This window comes from Pseudomonas sp. CYM-20-01, assembly GCF_023169845.1.
Lineage (GTDB): Bacteria > Pseudomonadota > Gammaproteobacteria > Pseudomonadales > Pseudomonadaceae > Aquipseudomonas > Aquipseudomonas azotoformans.
Genome location: NZ_AP025169.1, coordinates 281,817 through 296,259 on the forward strand (window position 1 = coordinate 281,817; position 14,443 = coordinate 296,259).

General features: G+C 61.8%; 17 protein-coding genes. 7 read left to right on the forward strand and 10 right to left on the reverse strand.

Annotated elements, in window-relative coordinates; genetic code table 11:
* Window positions 1-3: 3 nt before the first annotated feature.
* Entirely contained in the window at window positions 4-207 is a 204-nt protein-coding gene (locus M2497_RS01265) for a twin transmembrane helix small protein (RefSeq protein ID WP_058424417.1), read from the reverse strand.
* Between the two features lie 28 nt (window positions 208-235).
* Between M2497_RS01265 and M2497_RS01270 the strand changes: the two genes are divergently transcribed.
* The 5 genes from M2497_RS01270 to M2497_RS01290 are packed head-to-tail and all read left to right on the forward strand — an operon-like array spanning window position 236 to window position 4,159.
* Window positions 236-1,000, forward strand: a complete 765-nt coding sequence (locus M2497_RS01270) for an SURF1 family protein (RefSeq protein ID WP_248485558.1) — start codon at window positions 236-238, stop codon at window positions 998-1,000.
* Window positions 966-1,550, forward strand: a complete 585-nt coding sequence (locus M2497_RS01275; protein ID WP_248485559.1) for a hypothetical protein — start codon at window positions 966-968, stop codon at window positions 1,548-1,550. The genes M2497_RS01270 and M2497_RS01275 overlap by 35 nt, the downstream gene beginning before the upstream one ends.
* A gap of 10 nt (window positions 1,551-1,560) precedes the next feature.
* Window positions 1,561-2,640, forward strand: a complete 1,080-nt coding sequence (locus M2497_RS01280) for a COX15/CtaA family protein (RefSeq protein ID WP_248485560.1) — start codon at window positions 1,561-1,563, stop codon at window positions 2,638-2,640.
* Window positions 2,628-3,527 (forward strand): heme o synthase, encoded by a 900-nt coding sequence (cyoE, locus tag M2497_RS01285; protein ID WP_071494776.1) that lies wholly within the window; start codon window positions 2,628-2,630, stop codon window positions 3,525-3,527. The genes M2497_RS01280 and cyoE overlap by 13 nt, the downstream gene beginning before the upstream one ends.
* Complete coding sequence (locus tag M2497_RS01290) at window positions 3,524-4,159, forward strand: SCO family protein (RefSeq protein WP_248485561.1); 636 nt, start codon at window positions 3,524-3,526, stop codon at window positions 4,157-4,159. Before cyoE ends, M2497_RS01290 begins: the two co-directional genes overlap by 4 nt.
* 143 nt (window positions 4,160-4,302) lie before the next feature.
* On the opposite strand, the gene M2497_RS01295 is transcribed toward M2497_RS01290, so the two are convergent.
* The 3 genes from M2497_RS01295 to M2497_RS01305 are packed head-to-tail and all read right to left on the reverse strand — an operon-like array spanning window position 4,303 to window position 6,806.
* Complete coding sequence (locus tag M2497_RS01295; protein WP_248485562.1) at window positions 4,303-5,073, reverse strand: MetQ/NlpA family ABC transporter substrate-binding protein; 771 nt, start codon at window positions 5,071-5,073, stop codon at window positions 4,303-4,305.
* A gap of 51 nt (window positions 5,074-5,124) precedes the next feature.
* Window positions 5,125-5,799 carry a methionine ABC transporter permease gene (locus tag M2497_RS01300; protein ID WP_010207814.1) on the reverse strand — a complete coding sequence of 225 codons (675 nt, stop codon included), beginning with the start codon at window positions 5,797-5,799 and terminating at the stop codon, window positions 5,125-5,127.
* Window positions 5,799-6,806 carry a methionine ABC transporter ATP-binding protein gene (locus tag M2497_RS01305; protein WP_248485563.1) on the reverse strand — a complete coding sequence of 336 codons (1,008 nt, stop codon included), beginning with the start codon at window positions 6,804-6,806 and terminating at the stop codon, window positions 5,799-5,801. Before M2497_RS01305 ends, M2497_RS01300 begins: the two co-directional genes overlap by 1 nt.
* A gap of 228 nt (window positions 6,807-7,034) precedes the next feature.
* Between M2497_RS01305 and katE the strand changes: the two genes are divergently transcribed.
* Entirely contained in the window at window positions 7,035-9,164 is a 2,130-nt protein-coding gene (katE, locus tag M2497_RS01310) for a catalase HPII (protein ID WP_248485564.1), read from the forward strand.
* A gap of 102 nt (window positions 9,165-9,266) precedes the next feature.
* On the opposite strand, the gene M2497_RS01315 is transcribed toward katE, so the two are convergent.
* Genes M2497_RS01315 through M2497_RS01330 form a run of 4 tightly spaced genes read right to left on the reverse strand, consistent with a single transcriptional unit; the run spans window position 9,267 to window position 12,084 of the window.
* A complete protein-coding gene (locus tag M2497_RS01315; RefSeq protein ID WP_248485565.1) occupies window positions 9,267-9,986 on the reverse strand; it encodes a PA5502 family lipoprotein in 720 nt (239 codons plus the stop codon).
* Between the two features lie 37 nt (window positions 9,987-10,023).
* Window positions 10,024-10,812 carry a zinc ABC transporter permease subunit ZnuB gene (gene znuB / locus M2497_RS01320; RefSeq protein ID WP_248485566.1) on the reverse strand — a complete coding sequence of 263 codons (789 nt, stop codon included), beginning with the start codon at window positions 10,810-10,812 and terminating at the stop codon, window positions 10,024-10,026.
* The gene (znuC, locus tag M2497_RS01325; RefSeq protein WP_058424427.1) at window positions 10,805-11,590 is read right to left on the reverse strand and encodes a zinc ABC transporter ATP-binding protein ZnuC; all 786 of its coding nucleotides are present in this window, start codon (window positions 11,588-11,590) and stop codon (window positions 10,805-10,807) included. The genes znuB and znuC overlap by 8 nt, the downstream gene beginning before the upstream one ends.
* On the reverse strand, window positions 11,590-12,084 hold the full coding sequence (locus tag M2497_RS01330) for a Fur family transcriptional regulator (RefSeq protein ID WP_170856047.1): 495 nt from the start codon (window positions 12,082-12,084) through the stop codon (window positions 11,590-11,592). Before M2497_RS01330 ends, znuC begins: the two co-directional genes overlap by 1 nt.
* A 46-nt stretch (window positions 12,085-12,130) precedes the next feature.
* Here M2497_RS01330 and M2497_RS01335 point away from each other — a divergent pair, with 46 nt between their 5' ends.
* Entirely contained in the window at window positions 12,131-13,060 is a 930-nt protein-coding gene (locus M2497_RS01335) for a zinc ABC transporter substrate-binding protein (RefSeq protein ID WP_248485567.1), read from the forward strand.
* Window positions 13,061-13,128: 68 nt separating this feature from the next.
* On the opposite strand, the gene M2497_RS01340 is transcribed toward M2497_RS01335, so the two are convergent.
* A complete protein-coding gene (locus M2497_RS01340; RefSeq protein ID WP_248485568.1) occupies window positions 13,129-14,082 on the reverse strand; it encodes a homoserine kinase in 954 nt (317 codons plus the stop codon).
* A gap of 56 nt (window positions 14,083-14,138) precedes the next feature.
* Window positions 14,139-14,429 carry a DUF2782 domain-containing protein gene (locus tag M2497_RS01345; protein ID WP_058424430.1) on the reverse strand — a complete coding sequence of 97 codons (291 nt, stop codon included), beginning with the start codon at window positions 14,427-14,429 and terminating at the stop codon, window positions 14,139-14,141.
* Window positions 14,430-14,443: the final 14 nt, after the last annotated feature.

Genomic DNA, 14,443 nt, shown 5'->3' on the forward strand with positions numbered 1-14,443 from the left:
GGCTTACCACGGCGCATGAGAAACCAGTTGGCCGCTGAAAAAGCCCCAGGTGATCAAGGCCAGGGTGATCACGGCCAGCACCACACGCACGGTCAGGGCGTTGACGAGGCGGTTGGAGTTGCCCTCGTCCTTGACCAGAAAGAACAAGCCACTGAACAGGCTCACGACGGTCGCGATCAGCATCAGGGCAATAGCGGCTTTGAGCATGGTCGGGCTCCACGGGGATGGGCGGGCAATGAAAACAAGTATAGCCAGCGCCGCAAAACGCTTTCGTCCAGGGATCGCACCCACCTTAGTGGTGCTGGTGCTGCTGCCCCTGATGGTGGGGTTGGGGTTCTGGCAACTGTCGCGCGGCCATGAAAAGCAGCGGCTGGTGGATAGTTATGCCGAGCGGCGCGCAGCGGAGCCGGTCAGCAGTGCGCAACTCAATGATATGGCCGACCCGGCCTTTCGCCGCGTGCGCCTGCGTGGGCAGTTGGATGCCGAGCACAGCGTGTTTCTCGATAACCGCATGCGCGACGGCAAGGCCGGCGTAGAGCTGCTGCAACCCTTCCACGATCAGGCCAGCGGCCTGTGGCTGTTGCTGAATCGCGGCTGGCTGCCCTGGCCGGACCGGCGCACACCACCAGCCTTCAGCACCCCGGAGCAGCCCTTGAATCTGGATGCCTGGGTCTACGTCGCCCCTGGCGAAACCTTCCAACTGCACGCCGACCCCGCCAGTGCGCAATGGCCACGCCTGCTGACGGCGCTGCACCCCGCCACGTTGTGGGCGGAGTTGGGGCGCAGCGGTTTCGCCTACGAACTGCGCGCCGAACCCGGCCCCGGCACTTACGAAACCACCTGGCCCGTCGTGGCCATGGGCCCGGAAAAACACCTGGCGTATGCCGTGCAGTGGTTCGCCATGTCGCTAGCGTTGCTGGCGCTTTACCTCTACCTCGGATGGCACAACAAAAAGGAGAAGCCCCATGGGAGCGGCCATGAATCCACCCAACATGTCTGAGGTGCCTGATCGGCGCAAAGGCCGTTGGCAGTTGATCCTGATCCTGATGATGGTGATCGGCCCGATGGCGCTGGCCACCTTCATGTACAAGCTGCAGTTCTGGGTGCCGGACAGTCGCAGCTACCACGGCGAGATGATCGGCAACGGCCAGACCCGCGCCGACATTGGCGTGCCGGCCGATGAGCAGCGCTGGCAACTGCTGGTCACCGCGCCCGCCGCGTGTGCCGCCGATTGCCAGCAACTGGTCTACCTCGCACGCCAATTGCAGATTGGCCTGGGGCGCGACGCTTCCCGTGCCAGCCATGCCTTGGCCAGTGCGCAGCCGCTGGGCAGCGACTATGACGCCAAGCTCAAGGCCGAGTACCCGCAACTGCAACGCTACCCGCTGGACTTGTCGACCTTCAGTAAAAATGCCGCTGCGCCGGGCGATGCGCAGCTGTGGATCGTCGACCCCCACGGCAACCTGGTGCTGCGCTACGACGCCAGGGTCAACGGCAAGGACTTGCTCAACGACCTGCGCCATCTGCTGAAACTGTCGAACATCGGATAGGGGCATCGTCATGGCCAAACCTGGATTTCGCCTCGCGTTGTTTGCGACCTTGCTGGCGCTGATTGTCGTGCTGCTGGGGGCGTATACCCGCCTGACCCACGCCGGCCTGGGGTGCCCGGATTGGCCCGGCTGCTACGGCTTTATCAGCGTGCCCAACACCGAGGCTCAACTGGCCCATGCCGAGCTGCATTTCCCCGATACACCGGTAGAGGCCGACAAGGGCTGGGCCGAGATGACGCATCGCTACTTCGCCGGCACCTTGGGCTTGTTGATTGTGTTGCTGGCGGCGCGCTCGTGGAGCCATCGGCGCAATCCGGGCCAGCCGGTGAAACTGCCGCTGTTCGTGCTGGCGGTGGTATTCGCCCAGGCCGCATTTGGCATGTGGACGGTGACGTTGAAGCTGTGGCCGCAGGTGGTGACGGGGCATCTGTTGGGTGGCTTTGCGACGTTGAGCCTGCTGTTCCTGCTGACCTTGCGCTTGTCTGGCGTATTGCCGGCCTTGATCGTGCCCAAGCGCCTGCAATATTGGGCGACGGCAGGCCTGGTGCTGGTGATCAGCCAGATAGCCCTGGGCGGCTGGGTCAGTTCGAACTATGCGGCGGTGGCCTGTATCGATTTGCCGACCTGTCATGGCGAGTGGTGGCCGGCAGCCGATTTTGCCAATGGCTTCCATCTCACCCAACACATCGGCCCCAATTACCTCGGTGGGCAGTTGGACAGCGAAGCGCGCACCGCCATCCACCTGACCCACCGCATCGGCGCCGTCGTTGTCAGCCTGGTGCTGGTGGGCCTTGCCTGGCAATTGCGCGCGGTCGGCATGACGCGGTTGGCCGGCTTGCTGCTGATCGCCCTGGCGGCGCAAATCTGCCTGGGCCTGAGCAATGTGTATTTCCATCTGCCGCTGCCGGTTGCAGTGGGGCATAACGCGGGCGGTGCGGCGTTGTTGCTGGCGCTGGTACTGGTCAACTACCACGCCCGCACCAGCCTGGTCCGGGTGCGCAACCAGCTGCCGTTTGGCTGGCGCTTTATCCCGCGCAAGCATGTGTCGGGCCTCGTTACCCTTAAAGGAGAGATGCCATGGCGACCTTGATCGGCGCGCGTCACGGCCAGGCCATCTGGCGTGATTATCTGGAGCTGACCAAGCCGAAGGTGGTGGTGCTGATGCTCATCACCTCGCTGGTGGGGATGTTCCTGGCGACCCGCGCCGGTGTGCCGTGGACCGTACTGGTGTTTGGCAACCTGGGGATTGCCCTGTGTGCCGGTGGCGCGGCGGCGGTGAATCATGTGGTGGATCGGCGGATCGATGCGGTGATGGCGCGCACCCACAAGCGGCCGTTGGCGCAAGGCCGTGTGTCGCCGCTGGCGGCGCTGGCCTTTGCTTTGTTTCTGGCTGTTGCAGGGTTGGCTCTGCTGCTGGCGTTTACCAACCCTCTGGCGGCTTGGCTGACGCTGGCCTCGCTGCTCGGCTATGCAGTGATCTACACCGGCTTTCTCAAGCGTGCGACCCCGCAGAATATTGTCATCGGCGGCTTGGCCGGGGCTGCGCCGCCTCTGTTGGGCTGGGTCGCCGTGACCGGGCATATCAGCGCCGAGCCCCTGCTGTTGGTGCTGATCATCTTCGCCTGGACCCCGCCACACTTCTGGGCCTTGGCCATCCATCGCAAGGAAGAATACGCCAAGGCCGATATCCCGATGCTGCCGGTGACCCACGGCGAGCACTACACCAAGGTGCACATCCTGCTCTACACCTTCGCCCTGCTGGCGGTGAGCCTGATGCCCTACGTGATCCACATGAGCGGCCTGCTGTACCTCGGCTGCGCCCTGGTATTGGGCGGGCGCTTTCTGCAATGGGCCTGGGTGTTGTACCGTGGCGGTCGGCCGCACGCGGCGATCAACACCTTCAAGTACTCTATCTGGTACTTGCTGCTGCTGTTTATCGCCCTGCTCGTAGACCACTACCTACTGTTGAACCTATGACTCGAACTCAAAAGACTGTCTTCATCCTAGTGGCCCTGGTGGCATTGATCATGGGCCTGACCGTTAACAAAGTGCTCTCGGGCAAGGGCCAGGGCGACCCCACTGCCTTGATCGACGCCGGCATCATCCTGCTGCCGCAAAGTCGTCAACTGCCGCCGGTGACCATGACCAACCAGGACGGCCAGCCAGTGCTGGTCAATGAATTGAAAGGCAAGTGGAGCCTGTTGTTCTTCGGCTACACCTTCTGCCCGGACATCTGCCCGACTACCCTCGCCCAGCTGCGCCAGATCAAGAGCGAGCTGCCTAAAGAGGCTGTGGATAAGTTGCAGGTGATTTTGGTCAGTGTGGACCCGAACCGCGATACGTCGACCCAGCTCAAGCAGTACCTGGGCTACTTCGACCCGCAGTTCCAGGGCCTGACGGGCGCGAATGTGGAGGAGGTGCAGAAGGTCTCGAATGCGGTGAGCATCCCGTTTATTCCGGCGGACACCAGTAAGCCGAACTACACCGTCGACCACAGCGGCAACCTGGCGCTGATCGGGCCGGATGGAACGCAGCGTGGGTTTATTCGTGCGCCGCTGAACAACCAGAAGCTGGTGGCGCAGTTGCCAGCGTTGCTGCAGCGTCAATAACAGGCGACACATAACAAATGTGGGAGGGGGCTTGCCCCCGATAGCAGTGGGTCAGCCACCAAAGCAGTGACTGACACTCAGCAATCGGGGGCAAGCCCCCTCCCACATTTTTTGATCTCCAGTACTTGGGAGATCGGGTTACATCAGAACGCCGGCTTGATCGCGCCTTTGTACTTCTCTTCGATGAATTGCTTCACTTCAGGCGTGTGCAGGGCTGCAACCAGCTTCTTCACGGCGTCCGAGTCCTTGTTGTCTTCGCGGGTCACCAGGATGTTCACGTAAGGCGAGTCGCTGCCCTCGATCACCAGCGCATCCTTGGACGGGTCCAGCTTGGCTTCCAGCGCGTAGTTGGTGTTGATCAGCGCCAAGTCGACCTGGGTCAGTACGCGCGGCAGGGTAGCGGCTTCCAGCTCGCGGAATTTCAGGCCTTTAGGGTTGGCGGTGATGTCCTTGATGGTCGACAGGATATTGGTCGGGTCCTTCAAGGTGATCAGGCCGTTCTTGGCCAGCAGCAACAGTGCGCGACCACCGTTGGTGGCGTCGTTGGGGATCACCACGTTGGCACCGCTAGGCAGCTCGTCCAGCTTCTTGTACTTGCTGGAGTACGCGCCCAGAGGCTCCAGGTGCACCGCGCCAACGCTCACCAGGTGAGTGCCCTTGGCTTTATTGAATTCATCCAGGTACGGCTGGTGTTGGAAGAAGTTGGCGTCCAGGCGCTTTTCCGCGACCTGTACGTTCGGCTGCACGTAGTCGGTGAAGACTTTGACCTGCAGGTCCACGCCTTCTTTGGCGAGGGCAGGCTTCACGAATTCGAGGATTTCCGAGTGTGGGACCGGCGAAGCGGCGACCGTGATGGTCTCGGCGTGGGCGGAAAACGCGGCAACGGCGGCGAAAGCAACCAGTAGTTTTTTCATCCAACAAGCTCCTTGTTCGGGCATGTGCCGGCATGTCACCGGCAATGGCCGTTATTTTCGAGAAAAGTGCACCACCAGCTTGTCGCCGACGGTTTGCAGAATTTGCACCAGGATCAACAGCATCACCACTGTGACCACCATCACGTCAGTCTGGAAACGCTGGTAACCGAAACGGATCGCCAGGTCGCCCAGGCCACCGGCACCCACCACACCGGCCATGGCCGTGTAGGACACCAGTGTAATCGCCGTCACCGTGATCGCCGCGAAAATGCCCGGGCGGGCTTCGGGCAGCAAGGCGTTGGTGATGATCTGGCGCGTGCTGGCGCCCATGGACTGGGTGGCTTCGATGATGCCGCGGTCCACTTCGCGCAGCGCGGTTTCCACCAGGCGTGCAAAGAACGGGGTCGCGCCCACCACCAGTGGCGGAATCGCACCGGCCACGCCCAGCGAAGTGCCGGTGATCAGCACGGTGAACGGGATCATCACGATCAGCAGGATGATGAACGGCAGCGAGCGCAGGATATTCACGATCAGCGACAGCAGCGCGTACAGGCCTTTCTGTTCGAACAGTTGGCGCGGGCTGGTCAGGAACAGCAGCACGCCCAGGGGCAGGCCCAGCACCACGGTGAAGAACAGCGAGCCGAACAGCATGGTCATGGTGTCGCCGGTGGCCAGCCAGATTTCGGACCAGTCGATATTGGCGAAGAAACTCAACAGGACGTCCATTAGCGCAGGATCTCCATGTGGACATCAGCGGCGGTGAAGCGCGCAAACGCGGCTTCCATGTCGCCACCGGTGACGGCGAGGGTCAATTGCCCGTAAGGGATGTCTTTGATGCGGTCGATACGACCGGCGAGGATGCTGTAGTCCACGCCTGTTTCGCGGGCGACGGTGCCCAGCAGCGGCGCGTAGGTCGCTTCGCCCTGGAACGTCAGGCGCACGATACGGCCTGGCACGTGGGCGAAGTCGTCGCGCTGCTCGTTTTCGTCGACCTGCTCGGACTCTTGCACGAAGCGCTTGGTCGTCGCGTGCTTGGGGTGCAGGAACACATCGGCCACCGAGCCTTGCTCGACGATCACGCCAGCGTCCATCACCGCCACCTGGTCGCAGACGCGGCGGATCACGTCCATTTCATGGGTGATCAGCACGATGGTGAGCTTCAACTCGCGGTTGATCTCGGCCAGCAGTTGCAATACCGAGGCGGTGGTCTGCGGGTCAAGGGCGCTGGTGGCTTCGTCGCACAGCAGGATCTTTGGTTTGGTCGCCAGGGCGCGGGCGATGCCGACGCGTTGTTTCTGGCCACCGGACAACTGCGCCGGATACTTTTTGGCGTGGTCCGACAGGCCGACGCGGGCGAGCAGTTCTGCGACGCGCAGGTCGATGTCCTTGCGCGACAGTTCGCCGGCCAGGGTCAGCGGCAGTGCCACGTTGTCGGCCACGGTCTTGGAGGCCAGCAGGTTGAAGTGCTGGAAGATCATCCCGACCTGCTGACGGAAGCGGCGCAGACCGTTGGCGTCCAGGGCGGTGACTTCTTCGCCGTCTACCGTGATCTTGCCACCGCTCGGTTCCTCGAGGCGGTTGATCAGGCGCAGCAGGGTGCTTTTACCCGCACCGGAGTGGCCGATCAGGCCGAACACCTGGCCGTTTGCAACACTCAGGTTGGTGGCGTGCAGTGCGGGAATATCCCTACCGGCGACGCGGTAGGTTTTATGGACGTTTTGAAACTCGATCACGTAGCGAACCTTGTGGGGCGCATGGAAAAGGGATCAGCGGTTAGCCGGGCGCGCATTTTAGCCTGTCCGTATAGCGTTTCTTAGCATTTATTTCGCATTCAACCAGCGATTTGGCAATAACGCGATCAAAGGTCATAAAAAAGGAACGGCCCAAAACCCCATCAGTCACTACTTAAGCAATGCGATTCCCGGGTGCCGTGCCTGGGTCTGAATAAGGAGTTTTGACTGATGAGTACGAAAAAGCCAAAGAGCGAACTCGCAGGGACCGACACCCTGGACCGTAAGAACACCAATGCCAAGCTAGAGTCTTTGGAAGAATTCCGCTCCGACGCTACCGGCCAGGCCCTGCGTACCAACCAGGGTGTGAAGATCTCCGACAACCAGAACAGCTTGAAGGTCGGCGCACGCGGGCCGTCGCTGCTCGAAGATTTCATCATGCGTGAAAAAATCACGCACTTTGACCATGAGCGTATCCCGGAGCGCATCGTGCATGCCCGTGGTACTGGCGCCCATGGCTATTTTCAGACTTACGAGAACCATTCGGCGCTGACCAAGGCCGGGTTCCTGCGTAACCCTGGGCATAAAACGCCGGTCTTCACGCGTTTTTCCACCGTGCAAGGCCCGCGTGGTTCGGGTGACACCGTACGTGACGTGCGCGGTTTTGCCGTGAAGTTCTTCACCGAAGAAGGCAACTTCGATCTGGTGGGCAACAACATGCCGGTGTTTTTCATTCAGGACGCGATCAAGTTTCCTGACTTCGTGCACGCCGTGAAGCCCGAGCCGCACAATGAAATCCCTACAGGCGGCTCGGCGCACGATACGTTCTGGGACTTCGTCTCGTTGCAGCCTGAATCGGCGCACATGGTGATCTGGGCGATGTCTGACCGCGCCATTCCAAAAAGCCTGCGCAGCATGCAGGGTTTTGGCGTGCACACCTTCCGCCTAGTGAATGCCGAGGGAAAATCTAATTTCGTCAAATTCCACTGGCGCCCTACAGCCGGTACCTGCTCGCTGGTGTGGGACGAAGCGCAGAAGCTCGCCGGTAAAGATACCGACTACCATCGCCGCGACCTCTGGGAAGCCATTGAGATGGGCGACTACCCCGAGTGGGAATTGGGTGTGCAGGTGATTCCCGAGGACAAGGAGCATGCGTTCGACTTCGACATCCTCGACCCGACTAAGCTGATCCCTGAGGAACTGGTGCCGATTACGCCGCTGGGCAAGATGGTGCTCAACCGCAACCCGGACAACTTCTTCGCTGAAGTCGAGCAGGTGGCGTTCTGCCCAGGCCATATCGTGCCGGGTATCGACTTCTCCAATGACCCACTGCTGCAAGGTCGGTTGTTTTCCTACACCGATACGCAAATCAGCCGACTCGGCGGGCCGAATTTTCACCAGTTGCCGATCAACCAGCCTGTGACGCCGCTGCATAACAACCAGCGCGATGCCATGCACCGCAGCACCATCGATAAAGGGCGCGCCGCTTATGAGCCGAACTCCATCGATGGCGGCTGGCCGAAAGAAACCCCACCGGCTGCGCAGGATGGCGGTTTTGAGTCCTACCCTGAGCGTATCGACGCGCACAAGATCCGTGAGCGCAGCGAGTCGTTCGGCGATCACTTCTCCCAGGCGCGTCTGTTCTTCCACAGCATGAGCAAGCACGAGCAGGAGCACATCATTGCTGCCTACAGCTTTGAGCTGGGCAAGGTCGAGCGCGAGTTTATCCGTGCGCGTCAGGTCAACGAGATCCTGGCTAATATCGACCTTGAACTGGCCAAACGCGTGGCGCAGAACCTGGGGCTGCCCGCGCCGACCAAAGGCACGGTGCCGGTACGTAAAACCCAGCCGGAGCGTTCGCCTGCGCTGAGCCAGGCGAATTTGCTGCCGGGCGATATCAAGACCCGCAAGGTGGCGATCCTGGCAGCCAACGGGGTGGACGGGGCGGCGATTGCTGCATTGAAGAAGGCGCTGCAGGCCGAAGGTGCGCATGCCAAGCTGCTGGGGCCGACCTCGGCGCCGGTGAAGACGGCCGATGGCAAGAGCCTGCCGGTGGATGCATCGATGGAAGGCCTGCCGTCGGTTGCGTTTGATGCAGTGTTCATCCCTGGCGGGAAAGATTCGGTGAAGGCGCTGAGTGGCGATGGGGTGGCGCTGCATTACGTGCTGGAGGCGTACAAGCACCTGAAGGCGATTGCCGTGGCCAGTGATGCCAAGCCTCTGTTGGATCTGCTGAAGCTTGAGGCGGATGCGGGGTTGATCGTGGGCGCGGACGCTAAGGCGTTCAAGGCGTTCTTTGCCGCGATTGGGCAGCATCGGGTGTGGGATCGTGAGGCGAAGGCCAAGGCGATTCCGGCTTAAGTCTTTGGTTGTTTGTTAGATTGTCATCGGGGGCAAGCCCCCTCCCACATTTTGAGCTGTGAATACATTAAAAGTGTGGGAGGGGGCTTTCCCCCGATGGTTTTATTCCGCCTTGCGCGGAATCAGCACAACCTGCGCCGGAATCTTCTTCAGAATCTGCCGGTGAATCTTCAGGTCATACCCCGAATCAATTCGCTTCACCCGTTTGGTCAGCAACGTGGCCAGCCATGGGTAATCCTCTGTGCGCGGCGCCTGGATGCTTACATCGCACTGGTAATTCACCACGTCGGTGGCAATGGCATCCAGCTGATGGCGCAGTTCTTCGATGTTGGTGAGGTTCAGTGCCACGGTGGTGCTGGGTGCCGTCGGGTCGATGACCTTGGCGGCGGGCTTGGCTTCGGCGGCTTTCAGGTCGGCTTCGGCTTTGTCCAGCTCGGCCTTGCGCGCATGGCTGATGGCGCTGTTGACCCCACCGGTCAGCGCGGGTGCCTTGGGCATCAGGGCGCGGGCACGGCTAAGGGCGGTCGCGGCGGCGTTTACATCACCCTTTTGCAGCACGATCTGGCTGCGTTGCAAGTAGGCTTCGGCCAATTGCCGCTGGTAGGTTTCCAGCGTTGGGTCGTTGGGCGATTGGGCTTGCAGCGCCGCCAATTGGTCCTCGGCAGTGGCAAGCTCGCTGCTGACCAGGTTTTGCTCCAGCTGTGCGATGGCCGCAGCGCGTGCGTCCGGGGCCTCTGGGACGGCGGGCGGTGTGCTTTGACAGGCGCCCAGCAGCAGGGAAAATGCGGCAAGGAGCAGATAACGGGAGGTGAACGGCTTCATTCCTGCGACTCTCTATTTGCGCAAAAAGCGAGCAAGTCTACACCCCTCGACGGGGCAGGACAAAACTCAGCAGAAACAGGGCGGCGGCCGTGACCACAATCGACGGCCCGGCCGGCGTGTCCTTGAACCAGGACAACGCCAGGCCCCCGCACACAGCGAGCATCCCCAGCAGGCTGGCGCCCACCGCCATCTGCTCCGGTGAGCGGGCGTGGCGCTGGGCAGCGGCCGCGGGAATGATCAGCAGCGACGTGATCAACAATACGCCGACAATCTTCATCGCGACAGCGATCACCACGGCGATCAACAACATCAGGGCCATGCGCAGGGCCGGCACGGGCAAGCCTTCTACCGTAGCCAGTTCTTCATGCACGGTAATCGCCAGCAGCGGGCGCCACAGGGCGACCAGCAGCACCAGTACAGCCGCGCTGCCGCCGAGGATCCAGGCAAGGTCGCCGGGGCTGATCGCCAGCAGGTCGCCGAACAGGTAGGCCATCAAGTCGATGCGCACTTCATGCATGAAGCTCAGCACCACCAGGCCCAGGGACAGGGTGCTTGGCGCCAGGATGCCGAGCAAGGTGTCGGAGGCCAGGGGCTGGCGCTGTTGCAGGGTCACCAGCAGTACCGCCAACAACAGGCAGCCGACTGTCACGGCGATGGTCGGGCTGACATCCAACAGAAAGCCCAGGGCCACGCCCAGCAACGCGGCGTGCGACAAGGTGTCGCCAAAATAGGCCATGCGCCGCCAGACCACAAACGAGCCCAATGGGCCCGCCACCAACGCCAAAGCCAAGCCTGCCAGCAGGGCGTAGAGCAGAAAATCAGCCATGCTTGCAGCTATCTCCATGAACGTGGGTGTGAGGGGCGGCGGGGTCATCGACGACGGCGCCGTGCAGATCGTGGGCGTGGTCATGATGATGGTGGTAGATCGCCAGGCTCTGGGCGTTCTTGCCGAACAGCTCGACGAACGCCGGGTCGCCGCTGACCTGTTCCGGATGGCCCGAGCAGCACACGTGGCGGTTGAGGCACACCACCTGATCGGTGGTGCTCATCACCAGGTGCAAATCGTGGGACACCATCAGCACACCGCAACCATGACGGTCGCGCAGGCGGGTGATGAGGCTGTACAGCTCGGCCTGGCCGGCGACGTCGACGCCCTGCACGGGCTCATCCAGCACCAGCAACTCCGGCTCGCGCAGCAGGGCGCGCGCCAGCAGCACGCGCTGCATTTCGCCGCCGGAAATGCTTTGCACTGGGCTGTCGATCACCTGTTCGGCACCGACTTCCTTGAGCGCAGCCTGGGCGCGTGCACGGTCCACGCCAGGCACCAGGCGCAGGAAACGCAGGACGGACAATGGCAGGGTCGGATCCACATGCAGTTTCTGCGGCATGTAGCCAACACGCAGCCTGGGCTTGCGCCACACACTGCCGGTGTCGGGCTTGAGCAGGCCCAGCACGGCGCGCACCAGGGTGGTCTTGCCGGCGCCGTTGGGGCCGATCAGGGTAACGATCTGCCCCGGTTCCACGCTCAGTGCGATGTTATCCAGCACGTTTTGCCCGGCGAACGTGACCCCGACCTGTTCCAGGCGGATTAACGCGTTGCTCATCAAGCCCCCTGGCAGCCCGAGCACAGGCCGACCACTTCGACCGTTTGCCCTTCGACCCGGAAGCCGACCTCGGCAGAACTTTTGATGATGGCGTCGCTGATGCTTTTTTGTTCAAGCTCGATGGCGGCGTGGCACTCGCGGCAGATCAGGAACTGGCCCTGGTGTGCGTGTTCCGGGTGGCTGCAGCCGACGAAGGCGTTCAGCGAGGCGATTCGGTGCACCAGGCCGTTTTCCAGCAGGAAATCCAGCGCGCGGTACACGGTAGGCGGCGCGGCGCGGCGGCCGTCCTGCTCGCTGAGCACGCCGAGAATGTCGTAGGCGCCCAGCGGCTTGTGGCTCTGCCACACCAATTCCAGCACGCGGCGACGCAGTGCGGTCAGGCGCAGACCCTTCTGTGTGCACAGGGTGTCGGCCTCCGACAGCGCGGTATGCACGCAGTGAGAGTGGTCGTGGGGACGGCTGGCAAGCGGTGTTTTAGGCATGAGCGGCGACAGATATTTGATAGAGACGTTATTATGTTACCCGTTCCTACGCCATTGAGTGGTCATCGTGTCCCGACTTTTTCCCGTTTTTGTCGTATTTGTCACCAGTTTGTTCATTACTGGCGCCGCTCAGGCCGAGGTCAAGGTGTTGACCAGCATCAAGCCGTTGCAGTTGATCGCAGCGGCTGTACAGGACGGTGTGGCGGTTCCGGAGGTGCTGTTGCCACCCGGCGCGTCGCCGCATAACTATGCGTTGCGTCCATCCGACGTACGGCGTGTGCAGTCGGTTGACCTGCTGTACTGGATCGGCCCGGATATGGAGAGTTTCCTGCCCCGTGTGCTGAAAGGTCGTGCGGCTGCAACTGTGGCGGTGCAGGATCTGCCGGACATGAAGTTGCGTCGTTTTGCCGAAGATAGCCACTCACACGCCGATGAAGCCGACGAGCATGATCACGATCACCGCCCAGGCAGCCTCGATGCGCACTTGTGGCTGTCTACCGTCAACGCACGTGTGATTGCTGCGCGCATGGCGACTGACCTGGCCGCCGCCGACCCCGCCAACGCCGCGCGTTACCAGAGCAACGTGAAGGCCTTCGACGAGCGCCTGGATGCCCTGGATGCTCGCCTGAAAGCCCGCCTTGCGCCGATCGATGGCAAGCCTTACTTCGTGTTCCACGAAGCCTTCGATTACTTCGAAGACGCTTATGGGCTCAAGCATGCCGGTGTGTTCAGCGTGGCAGCTGAGGTCCAGCCGGGCGCCCAGCATGTGGCGGCGATGCGCACCCGTTTGCAGGAAGTGGGCAAGACGTGTGTGTTCAGTGAACCGCCATTGCGTCCGCGCCTGGCTGAAACGCTGGTGGCCGGGTTACCGGTGAAGTTGGCGGAGTTGGATGCGTTGGGTGGTTACACCCCGGCTACCGCTCAAGGCTACGAGCAAGTGCTGGATAAGTTGGGCAACGATCTGGCGGGTTGCCTGGAATCACTCTGATAGCCAATGAAGACCAAATGTGGGAGGGGGCAAGCCCCCCTCCCACATTTTTTGATCTCACCGGTCTTTTAGAGGGCAAATGGCAGTTGCACGCTGACCTGCTGACGCTGCACCAGCCGATGCTCGAACTCCGCCGGGTCATGGATCAACACATCCTGCCCGGCAAACGACTCAGCGGCGATCAGGCGTGACAGCCAGAACCGCACACAGGCCACGCGCAACATCGTCGGCCACAGTTCTGCCTCTTTCGCGGTAAACGGCCGCAGCCCCGCATACGCCCCCAGCAATGCCCGGGCGCGTTGCCCATCGATCACGCCATCGGCGTCCGAGCACCAGTCATTCAGGGCGATTGCCACGTCGTACAACATCGGGCCGGAGCAGGCGTTGTAGAAGTCGATCAGGCCGGTGAGGTGCGTGCCTTCGAACATTGCGTTGTCGCGGAACAGGTCGGCGTGCACATTGGCGCGCGGCAGGGCGAGGATCTCGGCCTTGTGCGCTGCGATCTCGGTCAGGGCATCTTGCAGCAGGCGCTGCTGTGCGGCGTTCAGGTGCGAAATCAGTTGCGCACCTTCACTGAGCATCCAGTCCAGGCCGCGATCGGTCTTGCGTTCGAGGACTTTCTCGCCCTGCGTGGCCAGGTGCAGATGGCCCAGCAGGTCGCCGACCTGGGCGCAGTGCTGAGCGTTGGCATCCTTGATGTGCTTGCCGGCCAGACGCGGTTGCAGCAGCGCCGGTTTGCCTTTGAGTTCGCGCAAGGCTACGCCGTCGGTGGTGCGCAGGGCGTAAGGCACCGGCAGGTCGGCGTCGTGGAGCACGTCGAGCAGTTCGATGAAGAACGGCATTTCCGCAACCGGGCCGCGCTCGACCAGGGTAAGGACGAACTCACCCTGCTCCAGGCTGACAAAAAAATTGGTGTTTTCGCTACCGGCGGCAATCCCCTGGAAGTCGATCAGGCGGCCGAGGCGGTAAGGGGCAAGAAAGGTTTCCAGCTCGGGCCGAGCCAGGGGGGTGAACACAGACATGGTTAAAACTGCCAGTACGGGCGCCGCGGTGCGCGGCGCCAATTGAAGTTAAGAAATCATTTCCATTCGAAGATCTTCCATGACGGGATCAGCATATCCGGCTGGTCAGAACGGATGAAGTTCGCATCGGTTCCGTCCGCACGCACCAGGAAATACGGCGGTGCGCCTTTTACAGTCACCTTGATCGCGTACAGGAAACCGTTTTGGCGATATTCCTGGATAGTTCTGTCGCCTTCCGTGCGAATGGTCACTTCCGGATCACCCGAAGGCGCGCTGTCCGCCGCCATGGCAGCCATCGGAGTGAGTGCAATCAAGCCAGTCAACAGCAGGCGATTGAATGTACGCATGATAACCTTGTCCC

Coding starts and splice junctions, on each gene's coding strand:
- M2497_RS01290 (WP_248485561.1), top strand. CDS start 3,524: ATGACTCGAACTCAAAAGACTGTCTTCATCCTAGTGGCCCTGGTGGCA.
- M2497_RS01300 (WP_010207814.1), bottom strand. CDS start 5,799: ATGGACGTCCTGTTGAGTTTCTTCGCCAATATCGACTGGTCCGAAATC.
- M2497_RS01270 (WP_248485558.1), top strand. CDS start 236: ATGAAAACAAGTATAGCCAGCGCCGCAAAACGCTTTCGTCCAGGGATC.
- M2497_RS01280 (WP_248485560.1), top strand. CDS start 1,561: ATGGCCAAACCTGGATTTCGCCTCGCGTTGTTTGCGACCTTGCTGGCG.
- M2497_RS01345 (WP_058424430.1), bottom strand. CDS start 14,429: ATGCGTACATTCAATCGCCTGCTGTTGACTGGCTTGATTGCACTCACT.
- cyoE (WP_071494776.1), top strand. CDS start 2,628: ATGGCGACCTTGATCGGCGCGCGTCACGGCCAGGCCATCTGGCGTGAT.
- M2497_RS01295 (WP_248485562.1), bottom strand. CDS start 5,073: ATGAAAAAACTACTGGTTGCTTTCGCCGCCGTTGCCGCGTTTTCCGCC.
- znuB (WP_248485566.1), bottom strand. CDS start 10,812: ATGGCTGATTTTCTGCTCTACGCCCTGCTGGCAGGCTTGGCTTTGGCG.
- M2497_RS01340 (WP_248485568.1), bottom strand. CDS start 14,082: ATGTCTGTGTTCACCCCCCTGGCTCGGCCCGAGCTGGAAACCTTTCTT.
- katE (WP_248485564.1), top strand. CDS start 7,035: ATGAGTACGAAAAAGCCAAAGAGCGAACTCGCAGGGACCGACACCCTG.
- M2497_RS01265 (WP_058424417.1), bottom strand. CDS start 207: ATGCTCAAAGCCGCTATTGCCCTGATGCTGATCGCGACCGTCGTGAGC.
- znuC (WP_058424427.1), bottom strand. CDS start 11,590: ATGAGCAACGCGTTAATCCGCCTGGAACAGGTCGGGGTCACGTTCGCC.
- M2497_RS01315 (WP_248485565.1), bottom strand. CDS start 9,986: ATGAAGCCGTTCACCTCCCGTTATCTGCTCCTTGCCGCATTTTCCCTG.
- M2497_RS01275 (WP_248485559.1), top strand. CDS start 966: ATGGGAGCGGCCATGAATCCACCCAACATGTCTGAGGTGCCTGATCGG.